The 24,033-nt window shown below is 71.4% G+C and carries 21 protein-coding genes; 12 read left to right on the forward strand and 9 right to left on the reverse strand.

All coding sequences use genetic code 11. The features are described from left to right. Positions 1-51: 51 nt before the first annotated feature. Both meaB and OG214_RS12120 read right to left on the reverse strand, forming a co-directional pair. Positions 52-1,011, reverse strand: a complete 960-nt coding sequence (gene meaB, locus OG214_RS12115) for a methylmalonyl Co-A mutase-associated GTPase MeaB (RefSeq protein WP_405987482.1) — start codon at positions 1,009-1,011, stop codon at positions 52-54. A gap of 114 nt (positions 1,012-1,125) precedes the next feature. Further along, the gene (locus tag OG214_RS12120; RefSeq protein WP_363082267.1) at positions 1,126-2,325 is read right to left on the reverse strand and encodes an acetyl-CoA C-acetyltransferase; all 1,200 of its coding nucleotides are present in this window, start codon (positions 2,323-2,325) and stop codon (positions 1,126-1,128) included. 144 nt (positions 2,326-2,469) lie between these two features. Between OG214_RS12120 and mce the strand changes: the two genes are divergently transcribed. The 7 genes from mce to OG214_RS12155 all read left to right on the forward strand — a co-directional run bounded on the left by mce (position 2,470) and on the right by OG214_RS12155 (position 12,084). Then, positions 2,470-2,898: a methylmalonyl-CoA epimerase gene (gene mce, locus OG214_RS12125; RefSeq protein ID WP_363082268.1), complete on the forward strand. Its 429-nt coding sequence runs from the start codon at positions 2,470-2,472 to the stop codon at positions 2,896-2,898. Positions 2,899-3,057: 159 nt separating this feature from the next. After that, a complete protein-coding gene (gene scy, locus OG214_RS12130) occupies positions 3,058-6,777 on the forward strand; it encodes a polarized growth protein Scy (protein WP_405984734.1) in 3,720 nt (1,239 codons plus the stop codon). Positions 6,778-6,891: 114 nt separating this feature from the next. Next, a complete protein-coding gene (locus OG214_RS12135) occupies positions 6,892-7,830 on the forward strand; it encodes a cellulose-binding protein (RefSeq protein WP_363084591.1) in 939 nt (312 codons plus the stop codon). 143 nt (positions 7,831-7,973) lie between these two features. Continuing rightward, on the forward strand, positions 7,974-9,047 hold the full coding sequence (locus OG214_RS12140) for an ATP-binding cassette domain-containing protein (protein ID WP_405984735.1): 1,074 nt from the start codon (positions 7,974-7,976) through the stop codon (positions 9,045-9,047). 2 nt (positions 9,048-9,049) lie between these two features. Beyond that, complete coding sequence (locus OG214_RS12145; RefSeq protein WP_363084593.1) at positions 9,050-9,829, forward strand: ABC transporter permease; 780 nt, start codon at positions 9,050-9,052, stop codon at positions 9,827-9,829. Between the two features lie 180 nt (positions 9,830-10,009). Next, positions 10,010-11,200 (forward strand): ABC transporter ATP-binding protein, encoded by a 1,191-nt coding sequence (locus OG214_RS12150; protein ID WP_405984736.1) that lies wholly within the window; start codon positions 10,010-10,012, stop codon positions 11,198-11,200. After that, positions 11,197-12,084 (forward strand): ABC transporter permease subunit, encoded by an 888-nt coding sequence (locus tag OG214_RS12155; protein WP_363084596.1) that lies wholly within the window; start codon positions 11,197-11,199, stop codon positions 12,082-12,084. The genes OG214_RS12150 and OG214_RS12155 overlap by 4 nt, the downstream gene beginning before the upstream one ends. Positions 12,085-12,140: 56 nt before the next feature. Here OG214_RS12155 and OG214_RS12160 read toward each other — a convergent pair whose 3' ends face one another. Then, positions 12,141-12,470, reverse strand: coding sequence for an ATP/GTP-binding protein (locus tag OG214_RS12160; protein ID WP_363084597.1), 330 nt, complete (start codon positions 12,468-12,470; stop codon positions 12,141-12,143). Positions 12,471-12,680: 210 nt separating this feature from the next. Between OG214_RS12160 and OG214_RS12165 the strand changes: the two genes are divergently transcribed. Next, positions 12,681-13,706 carry an LLM class flavin-dependent oxidoreductase gene (locus OG214_RS12165; protein ID WP_405984737.1) on the forward strand — a complete coding sequence of 342 codons (1,026 nt, stop codon included), beginning with the start codon at positions 12,681-12,683 and terminating at the stop codon, positions 13,704-13,706. 153 nt (positions 13,707-13,859) lie between these two features. Here the strand turns inward: OG214_RS12165 and OG214_RS12170 are convergent, their stop codons facing one another. Continuing rightward, the gene (locus OG214_RS12170; RefSeq protein WP_363084599.1) at positions 13,860-14,252 is read right to left on the reverse strand and encodes an SCO5389 family protein; all 393 of its coding nucleotides are present in this window, start codon (positions 14,250-14,252) and stop codon (positions 13,860-13,862) included. A 213-nt stretch (positions 14,253-14,465) separates the two neighbouring features. On the opposite strand from OG214_RS12170, the gene nucS reads away from it, so the two are divergent. Then, entirely contained in the window at positions 14,466-15,137 is a 672-nt protein-coding gene (gene nucS / locus OG214_RS12175) for an endonuclease NucS (protein ID WP_363084600.1), read from the forward strand. 207 nt (positions 15,138-15,344) lie between these two features. Here the strand turns inward: nucS and OG214_RS12180 are convergent, their stop codons facing one another. From OG214_RS12180 to OG214_RS12190, 3 genes are all read right to left on the reverse strand, one after another. Continuing rightward, entirely contained in the window at positions 15,345-18,332 is a 2,988-nt protein-coding gene (locus tag OG214_RS12180; RefSeq protein ID WP_405984738.1) for an ATP-binding protein, read from the reverse strand. 211 nt (positions 18,333-18,543) lie between these two features. After that, positions 18,544-18,867 carry an STAS domain-containing protein gene (locus OG214_RS12185; RefSeq protein WP_066956508.1) on the reverse strand — a complete coding sequence of 108 codons (324 nt, stop codon included), beginning with the start codon at positions 18,865-18,867 and terminating at the stop codon, positions 18,544-18,546. Positions 18,868-19,025: 158 nt separating this feature from the next. Then, the gene (locus tag OG214_RS12190; RefSeq protein ID WP_363083611.1) at positions 19,026-19,874 is read right to left on the reverse strand and encodes a 3-hydroxyacyl-CoA dehydrogenase family protein; all 849 of its coding nucleotides are present in this window, start codon (positions 19,872-19,874) and stop codon (positions 19,026-19,028) included. A gap of 243 nt (positions 19,875-20,117) precedes the next feature. On the opposite strand from OG214_RS12190, the gene OG214_RS12195 reads away from it, so the two are divergent. The 3 genes from OG214_RS12195 (at position 20,118) to OG214_RS12205 (ending at position 21,744) form a co-directional block, all read left to right on the forward strand. Beyond that, a complete protein-coding gene (locus OG214_RS12195; RefSeq protein ID WP_363083612.1) occupies positions 20,118-20,438 on the forward strand; it encodes a metalloregulator ArsR/SmtB family transcription factor in 321 nt (106 codons plus the stop codon). Then, positions 20,435-20,935 (forward strand): SRPBCC domain-containing protein, encoded by a 501-nt coding sequence (locus OG214_RS12200; RefSeq protein ID WP_363083613.1) that lies wholly within the window; start codon positions 20,435-20,437, stop codon positions 20,933-20,935. The genes OG214_RS12195 and OG214_RS12200 overlap by 4 nt, the downstream gene beginning before the upstream one ends. Before the next feature lie 236 nt (positions 20,936-21,171). Next, complete coding sequence (locus OG214_RS12205; protein ID WP_363083614.1) at positions 21,172-21,744, forward strand: cob(I)yrinic acid a,c-diamide adenosyltransferase; 573 nt, start codon at positions 21,172-21,174, stop codon at positions 21,742-21,744. Positions 21,745-21,833: 89 nt separating this feature from the next. Here the strand turns inward: OG214_RS12205 and OG214_RS12210 are convergent, their stop codons facing one another. Together OG214_RS12210 and OG214_RS12215 are read right to left on the reverse strand one after the other, a co-directional pair. Next, positions 21,834-22,487 (reverse strand): response regulator, encoded by a 654-nt coding sequence (locus OG214_RS12210; RefSeq protein ID WP_405987483.1) that lies wholly within the window; start codon positions 22,485-22,487, stop codon positions 21,834-21,836. Between the two features lie 43 nt (positions 22,488-22,530). Further along, the gene (locus OG214_RS12215) at positions 22,531-23,982 is read right to left on the reverse strand and encodes a sensor histidine kinase (protein ID WP_405984739.1); all 1,452 of its coding nucleotides are present in this window, start codon (positions 23,980-23,982) and stop codon (positions 22,531-22,533) included. Between the last annotated feature and the right edge of the window lie 51 nt (positions 23,983-24,033).

Genomic DNA, 24,033 nt, shown 5'->3' on the forward strand with positions numbered 1-24,033 from the left:
ACCGCCAAGCGCGCACCGCCAGGCGCGCACCGCCCAGGACCCGGCCAGCGCTCACCCGCCCCGCGTAATCCCCGCCACCAGCTCGTCCGCCGCCGTATACGGGTCCAGGTCCCCCGCCACGATCCGTTCCGCCAGCGCGCCCAGTCTGCGGTCGCCGTGCAGGTCGCCGATGCGCGCCCGCAGGGCCGTCACCGCGATGGCCTCGACCTCGTGGGCCGCGCGTTCGGTCCGGCGGAGCGCGAGTACGTCGTGCTCCTCCATCCAGGCCCGGTGCTTCTCCAGCGCCTCCACGACCTCGTCGATGCCCTCGCCCCGCGCCGCGACCGTCTTGACGATCGGCGGGCGCCAGTCGCCGGGGCCCCGGGACTCGCCCAGGCCGAGCATGTGGTTCAGCTCGCGGACCGTCGCGTCGGCGCCGTCGCGGTCCGCCTTGTTGACCACGTACACATCGCCGATCTCCAGGATTCCGGCCTTCGCGGCCTGGATGCCGTCGCCCATCCCGGGCGCCAGCAGCACCACCGACGTGTCGGCCTGGGAGGCGATCTCGACCTCCGACTGGCCGACCCCGACGGTCTCCACCACGATCACGTCGCAGCCCGCCGCGTCCAGCACCCGGATGGCCTGCGGAGCCGCCCAGGCCAGACCGCCGAGATGGCCGCGGGTGGCCATCGAGCGGATATAGACGCCGGGGTCCGAGGCGTGTTCGGACATCCGGACGCGGTCGCCGAGCAGCGCGCCCCCGGAGAAGGGCGACGACGGGTCGACGGCCAGCACCGCGACCCGCTTGCCCGTCCGCCGGTACGCGGTGACCAGCGCGGAGGTGGAGGTCGACTTGCCGACACCGGGCGAGCCGGTGAGCCCGACGACATAGGCCCGGCCCGCCAGCGGCGCCAGTGCCGCCATCACCTCCCGCAGCTGCGGGGACGCCCCCTCGACCAGTGAGATCAGCCGGGCCACGGCCCGCGGCCGGCCCTCGCGCGCCTGAGCCACCAGCTCGGGGACGTCCTGCATCACAGCTCCAGCTCCATTGCTCGGCCACACGGCCACGAGGTCACACGGTCTCGGGGCCACGCGGCCACGCAGACGTAATGAACGTACCTACGTACGGAACGTACGTACGACGGCTTACCCGGCCACCCGCAGAATCAGCGCGTCGCCCTGGCCCCCGCCCCCGCACAGCGCCGCCGCGCCGATACCGCCGCCGCGCCGCTTCAGCTCCAGCGCGAGATGCAGCACGAGCCGTGCGCCGGACATCCCGATCGGGTGACCGAGAGCGATCGCGCCGCCGTTCACATTCACCTTTTCCGGGGACACCCCGAGGTCCTTCATCGACTGCACGGCGACCGCCGCGAAGGCCTCGTTGATCTCGATGAGATCGAGGTCCCCGACGGCCAGGCCCTCCTTCTTCAGGGCGTGCTGGATCGCGTTGGACGGCTGGGACTGGAGCGAGTTGTCCGGGCCCGCCACATTGCCGTGCGCGCCGATCTCCGCGATCCACTCCAGGCCCAGTTCCTCCGCCTTGGCCCTGCTCATCACCACGACCGCCGCCGCGCCGTCGGAGATCTGCGAGGAGGTGCCCGCCGTGATCGTGCCGTCCTTGGCGAACGCCGGACGCAGCCGCGCCAGGGACTCCACCGTGGTCTCGGGGCGGATGCCCTCGTCCTGGGAGAAGAGCAGCGGGTCGCCCTTGCGCTGCGGGATCTCCACCGGGGCGATCTCGGCCTCGAAGACACCGTTCTTCTGGGCGGTGGCGGCCCGCTGGTGGGAGAGCGCGCCGAACTCGTCCTGCTCGGGGCGTGCGATACCGAGCCGGGTGTTGTGCTTCTCGGTCGAGGCGCCCATGGCGATCTCCTCGAACGAGTCGGTCAGCCCGTCGTACGCCATCGAGTCGAGCATCTCGATCGCGCCGTACTTGTAGCCCTCACGGGACTTGGGAAGCAGATGCGGCGCGTTGGTCATGGACTCCTGGCCGCCCGCGACCACCACGTCGAACTCACCCGCGCGGATGAGCTGGTCGGCGAGCGCGATCGCGTCGAGGCCGGAGAGACAGACCTTGTTGACGGTGAGTGCCGGGACGTTCATGGGAATGCCGCCCTTGACCGCGGCCTGGCGTGCCGGGATCTGCCCTGTCCCGGCCTGGAGCACCTGGCCCATGATCACGTACTGCACCTGGTCGCCGCTGATCCCGGCCCGCTCCAGCGCGGCCTTGATGGCGAAGCCGCCCAGCTCCGCGCCGGAGAAGGACTTCAGCGAGCCGAGGAGCCGTCCCATGGGCGTACGGGCGCCCGCGACGATCACGGAGGTGGTGGTGTGCGTATCCGACATGAGACGCGATCCCCTTTGCGTGGAGCGTGAGGAGTGAACGAGGGTTTACTCCAATGTACTGAGCGGTACGCGCCGGGGTCACCCGGCCGTGCGTGTGATCGCGCGCACGTTGCGTAACCGTCGCCGTGACGCTCCACTGTCTCCATGCTGACGCGAATCGACCACATCGGAATCGCCTGTTTCGACCTCGATGCCACCGTCGAGTTCTACCGGGCCACCTACGGCTTCGAGGTCTTCCACACCGAGGTCAACGAGGAGCAGGGCGTCCGTGAGGCCATGCTCAAGATCAACGAGACGTCCGACGGCGGGGCTTCGTATCTCCAGCTCCTCGAACCCGTACGGGAGGACTCCCCCGTGGGCAAGTGGCTCGCGAAGAACGGCGAGGGCGTGCACCACATCGCCTTCGGGACGGCGGATGTCGACGGGGACGCGCAGGCCGTCCGTGACAAGGGCGTACGGGTGCTCTACGACGAGCCGCGCATCGGTTCCATGGGCTCGCGCATCACTTTCCTCCACCCGAAGGACTGTCACGGAGTCCTCACAGAACTCATCACCTCCGCCCCGGAGCACTGACCTTAAGGATTCCCGGCCCGGTAGAGTGGGGCGCTCCGGGCCGGGGCCGGGCCGGGGCCGCGCCCCTGCCGTTGATCTGACACCATTCCCCGGGGGGCCGTTCGCCGCGAACGGTGCTCGATTGGGCAGTTGCGACCAGGGGACGGATGGGACCGCGCAGTGCGGGGCTACGAACGCCAGGAGAGCCACCGAGCTGACGACGACCACCTCTCGCGGTTCGAAGCCGAGATGGAACGGCTGAAGACCGCGCGGGAGAAGGCCGTCCAGCACGCCGAGGACCTCGGTTACCAGGTCGAGGTGTTGCGCGCCAAGCTCCATGAGGCACGCCGCACGCTGGCCACCCGTCCGTCGTCCTACGACAACGGCGACCTCGGCTATCAGGCCGAGCAGATGCTTCGTAACGCCCAGATGCAGGCCGAGCAGATGCGCGCGGACGCGGAGCGCGAGCTGCGCGACGCCCGCGCCCAGACTCAGCGCATCCTCCAGGAGCACGCCGAGCACCAGGCCAGGCTCCAGGCGGAGCTGCACGCGGAGGCCGTCCAGCGCCGCCAGCGGCTCGACCAGGAGCTGGCGGAGCGCCGGCAGACCGTCGAGTCGCACGTCAACGAGAACGTCGCCTGGGCCGAGCAGCTCAGGGCCCGTACGGAGTCACAGGCCAGGCGGCTGCTGGACGAGTCCCGCGCCGAGGCCGAGCAGTCCCTGGCCGCCGCCCGCGCCGAGGCCGTCCGGGTCACCGAGGAGGCCCGCCGCAGGCTGGGCTCGGAGGCCGAGGCCGCCAGGTCCGAAGCTGAAGCGATCCTGCTGCGGGCCCGCAGGGACGCGGAGCGGATGCTGAACGCCGCGTCCTCGCAGGCGCAGGAGGCCTCCAGCCACGCCGAGCAGTTGCGTACGTCCACCACCGCCGAGGCCGATCAGGTCCGCCAGCACGCCACCGAGCTGAGCCGCGCCGCCGACCAGCGGATGAACGAGGCGCAGGAGCGGCTGCGCGAGGCCCGCGCGGAGGCCGAGAAGGTCGTCGCGGAGGCCAGGGAGAGCGCGGCCAAGCGGCTGGCCGGGGTCGAGTCGCAGAACGAACAGCGCACCCGTACGGCCAAGTCGGAGATCGCCCGGCTGGTCGGCGAGGCCACGAAGGACGCCGAGGCCACCAGGGCCGAGGCCGAGCAGGTGCTCGCCGACGCCCGCGCGGAGGGCGAGAAGGTGGTCGCCGAGGCCGCCGAGAAGGCCCGTACGGTCGCCGCCGAGGACACCGCGGCCCAGCTCGCCAAGGCGGCCCGTACCGCCGAAGAGGTCCTGACGAAGGCGTCGGACGACGCCAAGGCCACCACCAGGTCGGCGGCCGAGGAGGCCGAGCGGATCCGCCGTGAGGCGGAGGCCGAGGCGGACCGGCTGCGCGGCGAGGCCGCCGAGCAGGCCGACCAGCTCAAGGGCGCGGCCAAGGACGACACCAAGGAGTACCGGGCCAAGACGGTCGAGCTCCAGGAGGAGGCGCGCAGGCTGCGCGGCGAGGCCGAGCAGCTCAGGTCCGAGGCGGTCGCCGAGGGCGAGCGGATCCGCGGTGAGGCGCGGCGGGAGGCCGTCCAGCAGATCGAGGAGGCGGCCAGGTCCGCCGAGGAGCTGCTCACCAAGGCCAAGGCGGACGCCGACGAGCTGCGCTCCGGCGCCACCGCCGAGAGCGAGCGGGTCCGTACGGAGGCCATCGAGCGCGCCACCACGCTGCGCCGGCAGGCCGAGGAGACGCTGGAGCGCACCCGCGCCGAGGCCGAGCGGCTGCGCGCCGAGGGCGAGGAGCAGGGCGAGGCCACCAGGGCCGCCGCCGAGCAGGCCGCGGCCGAGCTGCGCGAGGAGACCGAGCGCGGTGTCGAGGCCCGCAGGACCGAGGCGGCCGACGAGCTGACCCGGCTGCACTCGGAGGCGGAGCAGCGTCTCGCGTCGGCCGAGGAGTCGCTCACCGACGCGCGCGCCGAGTCCGAGCGGATCCGCCGTGAGGCCTCGGAGGAGGCCGAGCGGCTGCGCGCGGAGTCCGCGGAGCGGGTACGTACGCTCCGGGCACAGGCCGAGCAGGAGGCCGAGCGGCTCCGTGACGAGGCCGCGTCCGACGCCTCGGAGTACCGCGCCGAGGCGGAGACCGCGGCGGTGCGGCTGCGTACCGAGGCCGCCACGGAGGCCGAGCGGCTCAAGACCGAGGCACAGGAGACCGCCGACCGGGTCAGGGCGGAGGCCGCGGCCGCCGCCGAGCGGGTCGGTGCCGAGGCCGCCGAGGCGCTGGCCGCCGCGCAGGAGGAGGCGGGCCGCCGCCGCCGCGAGGCCGAGGAGACCCTGACGGCCGCCCGTACGGAGGCGGACCAGGAGCGCGAGCGGGCGCGGGAGCAGAGCGAGGAACTGCTCGCCTCCGCCCGCAAGCGGGTCGAGGACGCGCAGACCGAGGCGCACCGGCTGGTCTCGGAGGCGGACTACCGCGCCACCGAGCTGGTGGCCGCGGCCGAGCAGACCGCCCAGCAGGTACGGGACTCGGTCGCCGGGCTCCAGGACCAGGCCGAGCAGGAGATCGCCGGACTGCGCTCCGCCGCGGAACACGCGGCCGAGCGGACGAGGACGGAGGCGCAGGAGGAGGCCGACCGGGTACGCGCGGACGCGTACGCGGAGCGGGAGCGCGCCTCGGAGGACGCCGGCCGGATCCGCGCCAGGGCCCAGGAGGAGGCCGACGCCGCGCAGGCCCTGGCCGAGCGCACCGTGGGCGACGCGATCGCGGAGGCGGAGCGGATGCGCGCCGACACCGCGGAGTACGCGCAGCGGGTCAGGACCGAGGCGTCCGACTCCCTGGCGGCCGCCGAGCGGGACGCGGCGCGTGCCCGCGCCGAGGCCCGGGAGGACGCGAACCGTATCCGTGGCGATGCCGCGGCCCAGGCCGACCGGCTTGTCGCGGAGGCCACGGGCGAGTCGGAGCGGATGCGCGCCGAGGCCGCCGAGACGGTGGGCGCCGCACAGCAGGCCGCCGAGCGGCTGCGGTCCGACGCCGAGCAGTTCAAGGCGGACACCGAGGCCGCCGCGGAGCGGCTCAGGAACGAGGCCCAGGAGGAGACGGACTGGCTCCTGGACGAGGCGCGCAAGGACGCGGCCAAGCGCCGCTCCGACGCCGCCGAGCAGGCCGACCAGCTCATCAACAAGGCCCAGGAGGAGGCGCTGCGCGCCGCCACCGAGGCCGAGGCCCAGGCCGACATGATGGTGGGCGCCGCCCGCAAGGAGGCGGGCCGGATCACCGGGGACGCGACCGTCGAGGGCAACTCCCTGGTGGAGAAGGCCCGTACGGACGCGGACGAGCTGCTCGTCGGCGCGCGGCGGGACGCGACGGCCATCCGCGACCGGGCCGAGGAACTGCGCGTACGGGTCGAGAGCGAGATCGAGCAACTCCACGAGCGCGCCCGCCGTGAGACGTCGGAACAGCTCAAGACCGTCGGCGAGCGCGTCGACAATCTGCTGAAGGCCGCCAACGAGCAGCGGGCCGAGGCCGAGGCGAAGGCCAAGCAACTGGTCGCCGAGGCGGGTTCCGAGGCGAGCAGAGTACGGATCGCCGCGGTGAAGAAGGCCGAGGGCCTGCTCAAGGAGGCCGAGCAGAAGAAGGCCGAACTCATCAGAGAGGCCCAGGAGTTGCGCGCGGACGCCGCCCGCGAGGCCAAGCGTACGGTCGACGACGGCAAGCGCGAACTCGATGTCCTGGTGCGCAGGCGCGAGGACATTCAGGCGGAGATCTCCCGCGTCCAGGATGTACTCGAAGCTTTGGAGTCGTTTGAGGCACCCGCCGGTCCTACGAAGGACACCCAGGTCAAGGCGGGCGCCGCGGCGGGAACCACCCGATCGAGTGGCAAGTCGTCCGACAGCTAGCCACTCAAAAGGCTGGACATTCTCCAGATCAAACCGGCATCCGCTCGATGACACGCCGCTTAGGCCCCTAGGATTCCCCCTATCACCTCACCGGTCTCATTCGACAGGAACCCCATGAGCGACACTTCCTCCCCATTCGGCTTCGAGCTCGTGCGGCGTGGTTACGACCGCGGTCAGGTGGACGACCGCATTACCAAACTCGTCGCCGACCGTGACAGTGCCCTGGCCCGTATCACCGCACTGGAGAAGCGCATCGAGGAGCTCCACCTCGAGACGCAGAACGCCCAGGCCCAGGTAACCGACGCGGAGCCGTCGTACGCCGGGCTCGGCGCCCGGGTCGAGAAGATCCTCCGCCTCGCCGAGGAGGAGGCGAAGGACCTGCGCGAGGAGGCCAGGCGCGCGGCCGAGCAGCACCGCGAGCTGGCCGAGTCGGCGGCCCAGCAGGTGCGCAACGACGCCGAGTCGTTCGCGTCGGAGCGCAAGGCCAAGGCCGAGGACGAGGGCGTCCGTATCGTCGACAAGGCGAAGGGCGACGCCGCGACCCTGCGTTCGGACGCGCAGAAGGACGCGCAGTCCAAGCGCGAGGAGGCCGACGCGCTCTTCGAGGAGACCCGCGCCAAGGCCGCCCAGGCCGCCGCGGACTTCGAGACGAACCTCGCCAAGCGCCGCGAGCAGTCGGAGCGCGACCTGGCCTCGCGTCAGGCGAAGGCCGAGAAGCGCCTGGCGGAGATCGAGCACCGCGCCGAGCAGCTCCGTCTCGAGGCCGAGAAGCTGCGTACGGACGCGGAGCGCAGGGCCCGGCAGACCGTCGAGACCGCGCAGCGCCAGTCCGAGGACATCGTGGCGGACGCGAACGCCAAGGCCGACCGGATCCGCAGCGAATCGGAGCGCGAGCTGGCGGCGCTCACCAACCGCCGCGACTCGATCAACGCCCAGCTCACCAACGTCCGCGAGATGCTGGCCACGCTGACCGGCGCCGCGGTGGCCGCCGCGGGCAGCCCGGCGGACGACGAGCCGATCTCCCGTGGTGTGCCGGCCCAGCAGACCCGCTGAGCGTGACCGGCCGAGCACGCTGAGCCCGACCGGCTGAGCGCGCCATGGTGTTCGAGTAGATAACGATCGCGTCAGCCCCCCGTCACCACGGTGGCGGGGGGCTTCGCGCACCCTTAGGTTGTCCGCATGATCGAGGCATCCGGATGATCGAGGTCGAGGGACTCACCAAACGCTTCGGCCGCAAGGTCGCGGTCGACCATCTCTCCTTCCAGGTCAGACCCGGTGTGGTCACGGGCTTTCTGGGCCCCAACGGCGCGGGCAAGTCGACCACGATGCGGATGATGCTCGATCTGGACATCCCGACCGGTGGGTCGGTCAGGATCGACGGCAGGCATTACCGCGAACTCGCGGAACCCCTCAAGCACATCGGGGCGCTGCTGGAGGCGAAGGCCATGCACGGCGGCCGCAGCGCCTACAACAATCTCCTCTGTCTGGCACAGAGCAATCGCATTCCCGCGAGCCGGGTGAACGAGGTGCTCGACATGGTCGGACTGACCGCCGTCGCGGGAAAGAAATCGAAGGGTTTCTCGCTCGGTATGGGACAGCGGCTCGGAATCGCGTCCGCGCTGCTTGGTGATCCCGAGATCCTGATGTTCGACGAGCCGGTCAATGGTCTGGACCCCGAGGGCATCCACTGGATTCGAAATCTCATGAAGGCGCTCGCAAACGACGGCCGGACGATCTTTGTCTCCAGCCATCTCATGAGTGAAATGGCGCTGACCGCCGATCACTTGATCGTGATCGGGCAGGGCAGACTGCTGGCGAACACCTCGATGGCGGACTTCATCCGGGAGAATTCCCGCAGTTACGCCCGGCTGCGCTCACCGGAGCGGGAGCGGCTGAAGGACGTACTGCACTCGGCGGGCTTCACCGCGGTCGAGGGCGACGGCGGGGTGCTGGAGATCGACGGGGCCTCCACCGAGGAGCTGGGGGAGCTGGTGGCCCGTAACGGGATCGTGCTGCATGAGCTGAGCGCCCAGCGCGCCTCGCTCGAAGAAGCGTTCATGCAGATGACGGCCGAGTCGGTGGAGTACCACGCCCACGCGGGCCCCGAGGGCGGGCAGCCGCCGGCCGGGCAGGGGTGGGGCGCACCGCAGCCCCCGCCGCCCGCGCGGGGCCAGCACCCCGGGGCCGGCGGGAGCCCCCAGGAGGGCGGGAGCCCTCAGGACGGGTACGAGTCCGGGGCCGGTCAGGACGACCAGGGCAAGGGAGTCTGACCATGGCATCGGTACCCGCGGTCCTCCGCTCCGAGTGGACCAAGATCCGTACGGTCTCCTCCACCACCTGGACGCTGATCAGCGCCCTGGTGGTGACCGTGGCCCTGGGCGCGGCCCTCTCCGCGCTGCTGAACTCGACGTTCGACGAGTTGTCGGCACCGCAGCGGGCCACCTTCGATCCGACGCTCACCAGCTTCTCGGGGATGGTGCTGGGCCAGCTCGCGATGGTGGTCTTCGGGGTGCTGGTGGTCGGCTCCGAGTACAGCTCGGGCATGATCCGTACCTCGCTCGCCGCCGTGCCGCAACGCGCCACCTTCCTCTTCGCCAAGGTCCTGGTGGCCGGGGTGCTGGCCCTGGTGGTGGGGCTCGTCACCGGCTTTCTGGCGTTCTTCCTCGGACAGGCGCTGCTCGGTGAGCACGGCACCGGCATCGGGGAGCCGAATGTGCTGCGCGCGGTGATCGGCAGCGGTCTCTACATGGCGCTGATCGCCCTCTTCTCGATGGGCGTGGCCGCGATGCTGCGCAGCTCGATCCTCTCGCTCGGCATCCTGATGCCGTTCTTCTTCCTCGTCTCCCAGATCCTCGCGGCCGTCCCGGTCGCGAAGGACGTCGCGCACTACTTCCCCGACCGGGCGGGCTCCAGGATCTTGCAGGTGGTGCCGGACGCCATGAATTCCGAGGCGGCTCCGTACGGCCCCTGGGGCGGCCTCGGGATCCTGGTCCTCTGGGTCGCGGCGGCCCTCCTGGGCGGCTATCTCGTCCTCAAGAAGCGCGACGCCTAGGGCCTCTCGTTTGGGTCTGGCCCGTGCGTCATGGGGCGCGTAGCCCGTTCGTCACCGACTCTCCGCCTGAACGACTTGGCCGCAACCGTCAAGGCCCGGATATCCTCCTAACTCTTACGGGGGTTTTCAGCCGGGAACGGCGACTGCCCCGACGACCTGACCTGTCGATGGGGCTGGAGAATGATCGAGGCAGTCGGCCTGACGAAGCGCTACGGCGCCAAGACGGCCGTGGACAACCTTTCCTTCCAGGTACGGCCCGGATCGGTGACCGGGTTCCTGGGCCCCAACGGTTCCGGCAAATCGACCACCATGCGGATGATCCTCGGACTCGACCAGCCGAGCGCCGGCCATGTGACGGTCGGCGGACATCCCTTCCGGCAGTTGCCGAACGCACCACGTCAGGTGGGCGCGCTGCTCGACGCCAAGGCGGTGCACGGCGGGCGCAGCGCGCGCAACCATCTGCTCTCGCTGGCCCAGCTCTCCGGGATCCCGGCGACCAGGGTCGACGAGGTGCTCGGGGTCGTCGGTCTCCAGGATGTGGCCAGAAAGCGTTCCAAGGGCTTCTCGCTCGGTATGGGCCAGCGGCTGGGGATCGCGGCGGCGCTGCTGGGCGACCCGCAGGTGCTGCTCTTCGACGAGCCGGTCAACGGTCTCGATCCCGAGGGCATCCTCTGGGTCCGCAATCTGATGAAGCAGCTCGCCGCCGAGGGCCGTACGGTCTTCGTCTCCTCGCATCTCATGAGTGAGATGGCTGTCACGGCCGACCATCTCATCGTGATCGGGCGCGGTCAGCTCCTCGCCGATATGAGCGTCAAGGACTTCATCTCGGCCAATTCGGCGGACTTCGCGCGGGTGCGGGTCGCGCCGGGCGGCCCGGAGCACCGCGAGAAGCTCAAGTCCGCGCTCACCGAGGCGGGCGGCCAGGTGCTCTCCGAGCCGGACGGCGCGCTGCGGATCACCGGGCTGACGCTGCCCCGGATCAGCGATCTGGCGCACGGGGCGGACATCCGGCTCTGGGAGCTCTCCCCGCACCAGGCCTCGCTGGAGGAGGCGTACATGCGGATGACCCAGAGCGCCGTGGACTACCGCTCGACGGCCGACGCGCTCGCCGGGTTCCAGCAGCCGCAGCTGCCCGGGTACGCGCTGCCGGCCGTCCCGGATGTGCCGCAGCAGGGCTGGTATCCCCCGCCACCGCCCGGGGACAACCCGTACGCGCGTGACGTCCCGGCGACGGCGGCCCCCGCCGCTGCCCCGGCCGCGACGGCTCCCGCCGTAGGGTCTCCCGCCGTGACGCCTCCCACGCCCGCCCCGGCCACCACGGCCCCCGCCCCGGACACGACGAAGCGCGACAGCACCGAGGACGCCCGATGACGACGCCGTACCAGCAGGTCCCCCCGCAGACCCCGCACCAGCTCCCCCAGCAGTCCTCCGGGTGGCAGAACGGTTCCGTCGGCGGTTACGTCTCGCCGATCCCGGCCCGCCGGACCCATCTCGGTGACGCGCTGGCCTCGGAGTGGACCAAGCTCCGGTCCGTACGGTCCACGATGTGGACGCTCGGCGTGATGGTCGCGCTGATGGTGGGGATCGGACTGCTCGCCGCGGTGATCGTGGCCTCGGCGGAGAGCCAGATCGCCGACGACGAGTCCGTGCTCGCCCTCGGTTTCTTCGGCGTGCTGCTCGGCTCGATGTGTGTGATCACCCTGGGTGTGATGACCATCGCCTCGGAGTACGGCACGGGCATGATCCGTACGACCCTGACGGCGTGCCCCAGCCGGGTCCGGGTACTGGCCGCCAAGGCGATCGTCTTCTTCGTCCTGGTCTTCGTGATCACGGCCGTGACCACGATGACCGTGGCCGCGCTCCAGACCGCGATCGTGGACACCGCCTCGCCCGACGCCGCCGCCTGGTTCCGGGCGACGGTCGGCATCAGCCTCTATCTGGCCACGCTCGGACTGCTGTCCATGGCCGTCGGCGCGCTGGTCCGGCACTCGGCGGGGGCGATCACGGTCATGATCGGCGTGGTCCTGCTGCCGCTCGTGCTGGCGATGTTCATGTTCTCGGACTCGCTCAACGGACTGCGTGACTCGCTGTTCGAGTACTCGATCCCGAACCAGCTCTCGGTCTTCTACACCGACACCGCCGGTATCGCGAGCTCGTCCGGTCCCCGGGGCTGGGAGCCGCTGTGGATCCTGCTGGGGGTGACGGCCGTCGCGCTGGCCGGTGCCTGCCTCGCCCTCAACAAACGCGACGTCTAGACCGCCCCGGTCTCCGGGATCTCCCGGTCTCCCGGTCTCCCGGGCGAAGGTACGGCTCAGTACTTGGGCGCGTTGCGGGACCGCTGTACCCGTGAGGTACGGCGGTCCTTCGCGTTCCAGCAGGACTGGTGCCAGTGCCGCCGGTCCTCCACTCCGCCGTACTCGGGCCAGGCCACCACATGCGGTACGGCGGAGGGGATCTCCTGGTCGCACCCCGGGCAGCGGTACCGCTTGCCCTCGGCGCTCGCGCCGGCGACATGGCGGACCGACCACTCCTCGCCCTGCCATGACTCCGACCGCTGAAACCCGCCGTACCTGTCCCCCGCCTCACCGGCACGCTCGGTCGGTTTCTCGCCGCCTCGGGGGCGGTTGCGGCGCGGGGACACAGGACACCTCACGGGGCAGACAGCACGGTTCCACTCCCAGCCTACGACCCGTGCCACCGGGTAGACGCCCCGCACGGCTCAGGAGGTCCGGACTCACAGAACAGACTTAACGGACAATCGCATAACTTTTATGGGTGGCCGTGCCTTTGGCACGTGTCAGGCGTTGTTGCCCATAGGGGAGTCGCGTCGGCCGCAAGGAGGCAGAAGGCGATGCGTGTTGGAGCTTTTGTACTGTCCGCTCAGTTCCCTGGTCAGGGACAGGGAGAGGCACTGAACCGGGCGGTGCGCACCGCCGAACTGGCCGAGGAGTCCGGACTCGACGCCGTCTGGCTGGCCGAGCACCACTTCGTACCGTACGGGGTATGCCCGTCGGCCGTCACACTGGCCGCGCTGCTCCTCGGCCGCACCCGGCGGATCCGGGTGGGCACGGCGGTCAGTGTGTTGCCGAACGTACATCCGGTGGCGCTGGGCGAGCAGGCGGCGCTGCTGCATCTGGTGTCCGGGGGGCGGTTCACGCTCGGTGTGGGCAGGGGCGGTCCCTGGGTCGATCTGGAGGTCTTCGGCTCCGGTCTGGCGGCGTACGAGCGCGGGTTCCCCGAATCCCTCGGCCTGCTGCTGCGCTGGCTGAGCGAGCCGTGTGTCTCGGCCGCGGGCGAGCGGTACCGGTTCCGTGAGGTCCCGGTCGTGCCCAGACCGGACGAACTGCTGGACACGGCAGGGCCGGAGGTGGTCATCGCCTGCACCTCGCCGAAGACCGTACGGCTGGCCGCCGAGCACGGTCTGCCGATGCTGCTGGGGATGCACTGCGGCGACGAGGAGAAGGCGGCGATGGTCGGACTGTGGCGTACGCACGCGCGCGCCGCGGGCCGCAGCGCCGAGGAGATCGAGGGCGCCGCGCATGTGTCGGTCGGGGTGGCGCAGATCGCGGACGGCCGGGCCGAGGCGGCGGAGACGCTCGTCAAGGCGATGCCCGGCTGGCTCCGGCAGGGTCTGGGCGCCCATGTCACGGTCGACGGCCGGCCGCGGTCGATGCGGGACCCCGTGGAGTACACGGAACTGCTGTGCGGGCTGCATCCGGTGGGACCGCCCCGGCTGGCAGTGGACCGGCTCACGGCGACGGCGGAGCGTACGGGCATCAGCCGCTTCGCGCTGCTCGTCGAGGGGTCGGGCGATCTCACGGCGACGCAGGAGAACATACAGCGGCTGGGCATGGAGGTGCTGCCGGCGCTCTGCTGACGAGCCGTACGCGATGTGCGCGATGTGTGCGATGTGCGCGAAGCCCGGACCGCTGCCGCCCGGACCGCCGCCGCTCGAACTGCTGCCGCTCGAACTGCTGCCGCTCCTGCACCCACGACACCTCCCCGGTGCGCGGAGCGGCAGCAAGGGACCTCAGCAGTCCCTGAGTTCGGGAGACTGGTTGAGCAACTGGGCCCTCACCGAGGTGAAGCGGGCCAGCCGCTCGTCGACCGAGGTGTCCAGTGGGAACACCGCGACGCGGTGGCAGTTCTGAAAAGCGAGACGCACTCCGAAGTGCCGCTGGAGCGCACCGCGAATCGCATCACTCGCGAGCGCGCGCAGCAGCTGACCGCGTGCCTGCTCGTCCGGCGGGGGCGTCTGGTTGTCGGCGAAAGGTCCACCGTCCACCTTCAGCTCTGCCACCAGAGAACTGATCATCTCCCATGCGTAGGGCAGGGAGGTCCGGACGCAGTCGACGAAAGCCACTTCATCGACCTCGCCTCGCTCGGCCTGATCCAACAGTGCCGGTGAGACGTCGAGCGACATGGGTTCTCCTCTCGCGACCCCGGGAAGCGGGGTCTTCCGGGCAGGGAAGGAGGCGACGACGACGCAGCGTGCACGACCGGCGACCTCCTGCTTCCACGTTAGGCGCGCAGTCGGGACGGCACCAGGAGAATGGGAACACAACCGGCCAATAACGAACGGGGGCTTCCGGGGCGAATCGCGCGGGGGCTCGCCGGTCGAGTAGCGTTGCCGACCATGCGTCTCGTCATTGCCCGCTGCTCCGTGGACTACGCGGGCCGGCTCACCGCCCACCTGCCCTCCGCTCCCCGTCTCATCCTGGTCAAGGCGGACGGCAGTGTGTCCATCCACGCCGACGACCGGGCGTACAAACCCCTGAACTGGATGTCACCGCCGTGCACGCTCAAGGAAGGCGCCGACAACGACGCCGGTGTATGGACGGTCATGAACAAAGCGGGCGAGAAACTGATCATCACCATGGAGGAAGTACTCCACGATTCCTCGCATGAGCTGGGCGTCGACCCCGGTCTCATCAAGGACGGCGTGGAAGCGCACCTCCAGGAGCTGCTCGCGGACCGTATCGAGACGCTCGGCGACGGATACACCCTGATCCGCCGTGAGTACCCGACGGCGATCGGCCCGGTGGACATCCTGTGCCGGGACGCGGACGGGGTGACGGTGGCGGTGGAGATCAAGCGGCGCGGTGAGATCGACGGTGTCGAGCAGCTCACGCGGTATCTCGAACTGCTCAACCGCGACCCCCATCTCGCCCCGGTGCGGGGCGTGTTCGCGGCTCAGGAGATCAAGCCGCAGGCGCGGGTGCTGGCGACGGACCGCGGGATCGGCTGTGTCGTACTCGACTACAACGGGCTGCGCGGTATCGAGGACGACAAGCTCCGTCTCTTCTGACACCCCTTCCGACGCCTTCCGACGCCTTCTGGCACACCTGCCGAGGCCTTCTGACACCTTCTGACACCCGGACGCCCGTGGCGTCCGGGTGCGGCGCCCTGGGTCCGGTCCGGCCACCGCGTCCGGCACACCATTGACACCGATGTGGGGGCCGCTCTCCGGAGCGGCCCCCACATCGTGTACAGCCCGTGTTCGGCTGACGGAGCGTCAGGCCGGTGTGCCGGTGCCGGGCGAGGTGGTGTCGGGCTCCGTGGCGCCCGCGCTGAGGCTCGGGGACATGTCGCTCGCCGTCGCGGGCTGCGACGGCTCCGAAGCACTCTCCGACGGCTGCGGCGCCGACGAACTCGGTGGCGGCGTCGGGGTCGTCGAAGGAGTGCCCGAAGAGCCGCCGGAGGTCGGTGGCGTCGACGGCTTGGTCGGCGGCTTCTGCGTCTCACCCGGTGCGGACGGCGAACCGCCGCCACCGGGAGTCGAGCCGCTGCCCGAGGGGCTGTCGGAGGCCGACGCCGTACCCGAAGGGGTGCCGCTGTCCGTCGGTCCCGGGGCGGGTGCGCCCTGCCCCGTACGGCCGCCGCCGGGGCCCCGGCTCGTGTCGGCGGCGGGCTGGTCGGCCGGCAGACCGTTGTCGCCCTCCTCCGGATCCGGGGACGGTTCCGTGCTGACCCGGTCCGGCTGCGAGGTGTCGTTGCCCGAGGTCGCGCCCAGCGTCACCACCGTGCCCAGCACGGCCGCGAGCACCGCGCCCGCGCCCGCCGCGACCAGATTGCGCCGGGCGCCGCCGAGCGCCGGACGGCGGCCGTGCGCGGGGGCCTTGACGGCGGGGTGAGGTGCGCGCGCGGATACGGGAGTGTCCCGGCGGGTCACCAGGGGCGTACTCGCTCCGGAGCCCGCGCCGGCCCCGGACGGTCCCGGCAGCGCGGGCAGCGCGGCGCCCGGCGCGGGCGTGGAGGTGTGCGGCGCCGGGCCCTCGTACCGTACGACCGCTGTCCCCTCGCCCACGGGCGGGTGTCCGCCGGACGGTCCGCCCGCGCCCTCGCGGTCCGCGACCAGGGCCAGGGCGCGGCGGCCCGCGACCGTGCCCGCCTTGTCGGCGACGGCGCCCCGCATACCGATCGACGCCTCCAGCTCGGCGCGGGCCCGGTCCAGGTTCCCGACACAGAGCGCGAGCACGCCCAGCTCATGGTGGAAGTACGCCTCTTCGGCGACCTCTCCGGCGAGTCTCGCGGCCTCGGAGCCGGCCCGCAGGGCCCGTTCCCAGGCGCCCCAGTGCAGACCCGCGAGGAACGCGGGCGCGGCGCTGCGCGCCAGCAGTACGGCGGCGCTCGGGTGACCCGCCTCCTGGCCGGGCACCAGGGGGCCCAGCGCGGCGAGGATGGCGTCGGCCTCGGCGGCGGCGCGCTCGGGGGTGACCGAGGGATGCCCGGTCCACCAGGCGTAGTGCTGTGCGGCGGTCCGCGCGTGGGCCGCGGCGTCGTCGCCGTACCCCTTCGCCTCCAGCTGCGCGACCACACCGGTGGCGAGCCGGTAGCGCGCGCCGACCGGGGTGAGCAGTCCGCAGCTCATCAACTCGCCGAGCGCGGCGTCCGCGTGGGTGTCGCCGACCAGGGCCGGCAGATGCGCCTGGTGCGGCACCTCGCCGCCCAGCGCGACGGCGAAGCGCAGGGTGGCGCGGGCCGCCTCGCTCAGCCGGGAGGCGAGCAGGGCCGCGGGCGCGGCCCCCTCACCGAGGCTGGGCAGGGGTATGTCGTATCCGTCGGGCGTGCTGACCGGGGTCTCGCCGATGGACGGTTCGAAGGGCTCGAACTCGTCGAAGGCCTCGGGACCGCCCCGCAGCTGGTCACGCTGACGCAGCAGCGCGCCGGCCTGTACGAAGCGCAGGGGCAGGCCCTCGGACTCGAACCAGAGGTCGCCCGACCAGTTCGCCTCCTCGTCGGTGAGGGGGCGTTCGACGGCGCGCTCCAGCAGCTCCAGCGAGGTGCCGCGGCCGAGCCCGCCGAGGGTGACCTCGTCCAGACGCGCGTCGGCCGAGGGCGCGTCGGCGCCCGGGACCGGGGCGAGCAGATAGGCGCACTCCGGGGTCGCGCCCAGCAGTTCGTCCAGCGCCTCGCCGCCCAGCTCCAGATCGTCGAGGACGACGACCGCGCCGATGTCATGGACCAGGGTGAGCAGTTCCGCGCGGTCGGGCCGCCGGAGGGCCGCCTTGTATACGGCGGAGTACAGCTCGTGGAGCAGTTCGGTGGTGGTGCGGTGATGGCCGGAGAGACGGACGACCCCGTCGGGCGCGAGGTTCGCGCAGTCCGCCGCGACGGCTTCGAGCAGTGCGGTACGTCCGGAGCCGGCGGGCCCGGTGAGACGGACGGAGCGGCCACGGCCCAGCAGCCCGGTCAGCCGGGCGCGTTCCTCGGCGCGCTCCAGCAGCGGCAGCGGCGGTGCGGCGGGTCCCGGCGGTACGGGCGGGCGGCCGGCGCGCTGGAGAGCGGCGCGCTCCTCGGCGGTGCGCCGGGCGGGGGCGGCGGGCCGCCGTCCCGGCGGGCAGAGCTCGATCTCGCTGCCGTCGACGGGGTTGACGGTCAGCAGGAGGTCGCCCGAGACGAGCTGGACCGTACGGGCGGGCTGGGGCGAGCCGGATCCGCCCTTGAGATGTCCCAGGGCGGGGGTGATCGCCGGGGGCGGGGCGGGGGCGGGCCTGGGGGCGAGGGCCGCGGTGATCGCGGGCGTGATCTCGACGCGGGGCGGGCGCCCTGAGTCGGGGCTCTCGGCGGGGCGTTCGTCCTCGTAGGACGCGTCTTCGTAGGAGGCGTCCTCGTAGCGGACGTCTTCACGGTGGGCGTCCTCGTACCCGGCGTCTTCGTAACGGGCGTCGTCACGATGGGCGTCTTCGTAGCGCCCGTCGTCCGCGCGCCTGTCCTCGTGGCGAGCGCCGTCCCCGCGCCTGTCCTCGTAACGGCCGTCCTCATACCGGCTCTCGCCGGCGGCGGGTTCGTAGCCGTAGCGGGGACTGTCGCGCGGACCGCCGTATTGCGCGCCGTCGACGGGCTCGTTACGACCGCGCTCACCGCCGAAGCGGTCCTCGCCGTAGCGGTCGCCGTCGGCGCGCGGGCCGTCGGCGCTCGTACCGCCGGCGCGCGGGCCGTCGGGACGCCCGTCGTCGAACCGCTCGTTGTCGTGGCCGTACTCTTCCGGTCCCCGGCTCATCGGGTCCATGGTGAAAAGCCCCCCAGATCGTGGCGTGCCGTTGCCCCCGGCCGCGCACGCCCATCTGTCGCTTCTGGTCCGGTATCTGCTCCATGGGTCGGTCATCGGCAGACGGCCGAACCCTAGACCTCCGCACAGTATCCGTGAACAGCCGGGGTACCACCCCGTCCAAGACATCACGGTCTCATGAGGATTGCGCGGTCTGGCCGGGTCAGACCCTCGGCAGCGACTCTGCGGCGATTCCGCCCTCGATGGCGAGAATGCGGTGCAATCGGGTGGCCACCAGCAGGCGCTGCATCTGCGGCGGGACGCCGCGCAGCACAAGTCTGCGTCCGCACCGCCCCGCGCGTCGGTGGGCTCCCATGATGACGCCGAGTCCGGTGGCGTCCCAGGAGTCCAGTTCGGTCAGGTCGAGCACCAGATCGCCGGCTCCGTCGTCGACGGCCGAGTGCAGGACCGTACGGGCGTCCGCCGCGCTGCGGACGTCGAGGCGGCCCCCGACGACCAGCTCGGCGTGGTCGCCCCTGATGTGCATATGCGCTCCCCGATGAGTGCTTCCGTACTCCGTGTCTGTTCTGTCTTCCAACAACTGACTGCCCCGTGGGCGGAGAAGTTGCCGTCTGTAAGCGAACCGATACCAAAATCACCCCGTGGGGTGATACCGAAACGGCTTGACGCGGCTCAGTGCGCGGCTCAGTGCTTGTAGAACCCCTGCCCGCTCTTGCGGCCGATGTCACCCGCGTCCACCATCCGGCGCATCAGCTCCGGCGGGGCGAACTTCTCGTCCTGCGACTCGGTGTAGATGTTGCCGGTCGCGTGGAGGAGGATGTCGACACCGGTCAGGTCGGCGGTGGCGAGCGGCCCCATGGCGTGACCGAACCCCAGCTTGCAGGCGGTGTCGATGTCCTCGGCGGACGCGACGCCCGACTCGTAGAGCTTGGCGGCCTCGACCACGAGCGCGGAGATCAGTCGTGTGGTCACAAAGCCTGCCACATCGCGGTTCACGACGATGCAGGTCTTGCCCACCGATTCGGCGAACTCCCGCGCGGTGGCGAGGGTTTCGTCGCTCGTCTTGTAGCCGCGCACCAGCTCGCAGAGACGCATCATCGGCACCGGCGAGAAGAAGTGCGTACCGACGACACGCTCCGGGCGCCCGGTCACCGCCGCGATCTTGGTGATCGGGATGGCGGAGGTGTTGGAGGCGAGGACGGCGTCGTCCCGTACGAGCTTGTCGAGCGCCCGGAAGATCTCGTGCTTGACGTCGAGCTGCTCGAAGACGGCCTCGACGACGATGTCCGCGTCGGCGACGGCGTCCAGATCGGTGGTCGTGGTGATCCGGGCGAGAGCCGCGTCCGCGTCGGCCTCTTCGAGCTTGCCCTTTTCGACGAACCGCCCGAACGAGCCCTTGATGCCCTCGATCCCCCGGGCCAGCGCCGCGTCGGTGACATCCCGCAGCACGACCTCCCAGCCCGCCTGCGCGGAGACCTGCGCGATCCCGGACCCCATGAGTCCGGCCCCGACGACGGCGAGCTTCCTGGCCACGTGACACCCCACGATTCTTCTTCGGCTCTTCTTTGAGCCTTAACGCCTGTTTACATCCGAGTGCTCTGCCGGAGGTTAGCGGTCGCGGTGGGCCGTGTGGTGGCGAAGAGATGCGCGTCACGCCCCGGAAGACGCACATCACACCGGGACGGTCCACCAGGCGCCGCGCACCCCCCACTTGAGTACCTCCTTCCCCCGGAACCGCGCTTTACATGTGACCTTTTGGTCACCTATTCTGGATCCGTGAGCGACGACGACCGTGTCTTCAAGGCGCTGGCCGATCCGACGCGCCGTTTCCTGCTGGATCTGCTCTTCGCGCGCGACGGACGCACGCTGACCGAGCTGGAGTCCGAGGTGGAGATGACGCGGTACGGAGCGATGAAGCACCTGAAGGTGCTGGAGGAGGCGGGGCTTGTCGTCACGCGCAGATCGGGCCGGGAGAAGCTGCACTTCCTGAACCCCGTACCGATCCGGTTGATCCACGACCGGTGGATCGACAAGTACACCGAGCGTCAGGTGACGGCGCTCACAGAGCTCAAGAACGAGCTGGAGGGGAACACATGACAGCCACGGCCGAGAAGACCACGACCGTCCGGATCCACCAGGTCTACATCAAGGCGACACCCCAGGCGGTCTGGGACGCGATCACCCAGCCGGAGTGGAACGCGCAGTACGGCTACCGCTGCGTGGGCGAGTTCGATCTGCGCGCCGGCGGTGCGTACCGGGTGCTGTCGAGCGACGAGATGCTCCGGCACGGCGCGCCGGAGCGGATCATCGAGGGCGAGATCATCGAGGCCGAACCCCCGCGCAGGCTCGTCCAGACGTACCGCATGCTCTTCTCTCCGGAGCTGGCGGCCGAACCGTTCACGCGTCTCACCTACGAGATCGAGGAAGAGCCGTACGGGGGCGTCACCAAGCTCACGGTGACACACGATGTCACCGACGCCCCGGTCCACGCGGCGCAGATCGCCGGGGAGATCAAGGAGTCGGGCGGCGGCTGGGCGATGGTGCTCAGCGACCTCAAGTCGCTGCTGGAGACCGGTGAGCCGATGGCGGGCTGATCGGGCTGATCGGGCTGATCCGCTCGGGGCGGCCGGGCGCGCGCCGGTGCGCGTCCGTACGGTACGCACACCGGGGCCGGCGCCCACCACAGGCACCGGCCCCGGCCGGGCACCCGTACCCCGGCCGGGCACCCGTACCCCGGCCGGGCACCCGTACCCCGGCCGGGCACCCGTACCTCGGCCGTACCCCATGGTCGGCCGGACAGGATCTAGTGCCACAGCACTAGGCTGGCCATATGGTCAATCTGACGCGCATCTACACCCGCACCGGCGACAAGGGCACGACCACGCTCGGCGATATGAGCCGTACCGCCAAGACCGATGTGCGGATCGCCGCGTACGCCGACGCCAACGAGGCGAACGCCGTCATCGGTACGGCGATCGCGCTGGGCGGACTCCCCGAGGAGCTGGTGAAGGTCCTCGTCCGGGTCCAGAACGACCTCTTCGACGTGGGCGCGGATCTGTCGACGCCGGTGGTGGAGAAGCCCGAGTTCCCGCCGCTGCGGGTCGAGCAGTCGTACATCGACAAGCTGGAGGCGGACTGCGACCGTTTCCTGGAGCGTCTCGACAAGCTGCGCAGCTTCATCCTCCCCGGCGGCACCCCGGGCGCCGCCCTGCTCCACCAGGCCTGCACGGTCGTACGCCGTGCCGAGCGCTCCACCTGGGCGGCGCTGGAGGTGCACGGCGAGACCATGAACCCCCTGGCGGCTACCTATCTGAACCGTCTCTCCGACCTTCTCTTCATCCTCGCCCGCGTGGCGAACAAGGACGTCGGGGACGTGCTGTGGGTGCCGGGCGGCGAGCGCTGAGAGCCACGCGCGTCCCGGACACGCCCGGCCGCCAGGCCGCCCTGTCGGCAGACCGGTGGACCGGTGGACCGTGGACCGGCTGACCGTTTTCAGCGGTCGGCGAGCAGTTCCGCGTCATGGGCCAGGACCGCCGCCTGGACGCGGTTGGCGCAGCCCGTGCGCGTGAGGATCCGGCTGATGTGCGCCTTGACCGTGCTCGCGCTCAGATACAGCTCGTCGGCGATCTCGGCGTTGGACAGGCCGGTGCCCAGCAACCTCAGGACGCTCCGCTCGGCGGCGGTCAGGTCCTCCACCTTGCGCCGGGCGGCCTGGGTGTCATGGGCGGACCGTACGTGCTGTTCCATCAACTGCCGCGTGATCCGCGGCGCGAGCACCGGCTCACCGCTCGCGGCGCGCCGTACCGCGTGGATCAGCTCGGTGGGGCCGGTGTCCTTGAGGAGGAAGCCGCTCGCGCCGACCCGCAGGGCCCGGGTCACGCTCCGCTCCTCGCCGAACGCCGTGAGCATCACCACGTAAGTGGACGGCGAGATACGGGCGATGTCCCCGGCGGCGGCGATCCCGTCCCCGGCCGGCATCTGGATGTCGAGCAGCGCCACGTCGACGGTCCGGCCGCGGCAGGCCGCGACAGCCTCGTGACCGTCACCCGCCTCGGCCACAACCTCGATGTCCTCGGCGTTCTCCAGGATCAGCCTGATGCCGGCGCGCATCAACGCCTCGTCGTCGGCTATCAGAACTCGTATCACCACCCCGTCATCCTAGGGGCGGCTTCCTCGCCTTGGAGCGGCCTCATCTCAGAGCGGCGATCGTCAGCAACACGATCAGAAAGGTCACCGTGGGCAGGATCACGAGGGTGGCCGCGCAGCCCGCGCCCAGTACCCGGGGCCAGGTGAGTACCTCGTCCGACAGGGGCGGGCGGGTTCCGGCGGGCGGGGTGCCACCGCCGCGAAGGGCCCCGGGCGCGCCGCCGACGAGCCCGTTCATGGCCGACGAAGGTCCCGTGGCCGGCGGAGATCCCATGGCCGACGCAGGTTTCGCCGCCGGCGGGGGTACGGCCGGGGTGATCGCGTGCGGACGGTACGGCAGTACGGCGGCCAGCCGGAACCCGCCGTCCCGCAGGGGCCCCGCCGTGAAAGAGCCCCCGAGGAGTGCGATCCGCTCCTCCAGACCGGCCAGTCCACTGCGGCTTCCGGTCCCCTGGTGATGTCCCGGGCGCGGCGCCTCGTTGGTGACGGAGACCTCGACCCGGCCGGAGCCGCCCCTGACCTCCACCCGCGTGGGCGCCCCGGACGCGTGCTTGAGCACGTTCGTCAGCCCCTCGCGCACCACACGGTGCACCGACTGGCGGGTGCGCGGGCTCGGATCGGCCGTGCCGGGAAGCGTCCAGTCGAGTTCGACGGTGACTCCCGCCCGCCGGGACTCCGCCACCAGCGCGGTGATGTCCTCGTGTGTTCCCCGGTCCCCCTCGGGCTCCGGCACCGGCACCGCCGTGTCCTCGCGCCGCAACAGGCCCAGGATGTCGCGCAGTTCCTCCATCGCCGTACCGGCGGTCGTACGCAGCAGCTCGGCCTGGCCCGCCAGCGGCGGTGCCTGACGCGCGGCGGCCAGTTCCAGCGCCCCGGCGTGCACCGATATCAGGCTCAGCCGGTGGCCGAGGAGATCGTGCATCTCACCGGCGATACGGGTACGTTCCTCCAGCCGCGCGGCGGCGGCGGTCAGTGAACGGGCCTGTTCCAGATAGGCGTTGCGTTCCCGCAGCAGACTGACCAGAGGCCGGCGCCGCCCCAGCAGTATCCCGGCGAACGCGGGGAGCAGCACCAGGAGGACGGCGGAGACACCGTTCTCCGCCAGCTCCCGCGCCCACGCGCCCGGCCGGAACGGGCTCGCGGCCACCGTCAGCACCACGGTCACCGCGCAGGCCGCCCAGACGGCGTGCCACGCGCGGCGCGGCGGCGCGATCCGGCGGGCGGCGGGCAGCACGATCAGCGGTACGACCGCGAGCACCCATACGTTGGGGCCGACGAGCAGCGGCCCGGTACCCAGCAAGGCCAGGACCGGCCGGTAGCGCCGCAGGGGCACCAGAAGGACCGTGTACAGCGCCTCCAGTACGGCCAGGACAGGCCGGTCCGGACGCACCAGCAGCAAGGGGATCAGTCCGAGGGCCGCCGTCAGCAGACAGCCCAGCGCCTCGGCGGCGACGGTACGGCGCGGGGCATGGCGCACGGCGGCCCAGCCCGCCACCGCTTCGCGCCGCAGCGACCGTACAGCGTGCGCCGACCGCAGGCCGAGTGC

Source organism: Streptomyces sp. NBC_00872, from assembly GCF_045161915.1.
Taxonomy (GTDB): domain Bacteria; phylum Actinomycetota; class Actinomycetes; order Streptomycetales; family Streptomycetaceae; genus Streptomyces.

Excerpts from the sequence above, each read along its gene's own strand:
- OG214_RS12170 (WP_363084599.1), bottom strand. The coding sequence starts at position 14,252 with ATGTCGCTCGACGTCTCACCGGCACTGTTGGATCAGGCCGAGCGAGGC.
- OG214_RS12140 (WP_405984735.1), top strand. The coding sequence starts at position 7,974 with ATGATCGAGGTCGAGGGACTCACCAAACGCTTCGGCCGCAAGGTCGCG.
- OG214_RS12135 (WP_363084591.1), top strand. The coding sequence starts at position 6,892 with ATGAGCGACACTTCCTCCCCATTCGGCTTCGAGCTCGTGCGGCGTGGT.
- OG214_RS12185 (WP_066956508.1), bottom strand. The coding sequence starts at position 18,867 with ATGCACATCAGGGGCGACCACGCCGAGCTGGTCGTCGGGGGCCGCCTC.
- meaB (WP_405987482.1), bottom strand. The coding sequence starts at position 1,011 with ATGCAGGACGTCCCCGAGCTGGTGGCTCAGGCGCGCGAGGGCCGGCCG.
- OG214_RS12180 (WP_405984738.1), bottom strand. The coding sequence starts at position 18,332 with ATGAGCCGGGGACCGGAAGAGTACGGCCACGACAACGAGCGGTTCGAC.
- OG214_RS12155 (WP_363084596.1), top strand. The coding sequence starts at position 11,197 with ATGACGACGCCGTACCAGCAGGTCCCCCCGCAGACCCCGCACCAGCTC.
- nucS (WP_363084600.1), top strand. The coding sequence starts at position 14,466 with ATGCGTCTCGTCATTGCCCGCTGCTCCGTGGACTACGCGGGCCGGCTC.
- OG214_RS12205 (WP_363083614.1), top strand. The coding sequence starts at position 21,172 with ATGGTCAATCTGACGCGCATCTACACCCGCACCGGCGACAAGGGCACG.
- OG214_RS12165 (WP_405984737.1), top strand. The coding sequence starts at position 12,681 with ATGCGTGTTGGAGCTTTTGTACTGTCCGCTCAGTTCCCTGGTCAGGGA.
- OG214_RS12150 (WP_405984736.1), top strand. The coding sequence starts at position 10,010 with ATGATCGAGGCAGTCGGCCTGACGAAGCGCTACGGCGCCAAGACGGCC.
- OG214_RS12120 (WP_363082267.1), bottom strand. The coding sequence starts at position 2,325 with ATGTCGGATACGCACACCACCACCTCCGTGATCGTCGCGGGCGCCCGT.
- mce (WP_363082268.1), top strand. The coding sequence starts at position 2,470 with ATGCTGACGCGAATCGACCACATCGGAATCGCCTGTTTCGACCTCGAT.
- OG214_RS12200 (WP_363083613.1), top strand. The coding sequence starts at position 20,435 with ATGACAGCCACGGCCGAGAAGACCACGACCGTCCGGATCCACCAGGTC.
- OG214_RS12145 (WP_363084593.1), top strand. The coding sequence starts at position 9,050 with ATGGCATCGGTACCCGCGGTCCTCCGCTCCGAGTGGACCAAGATCCGT.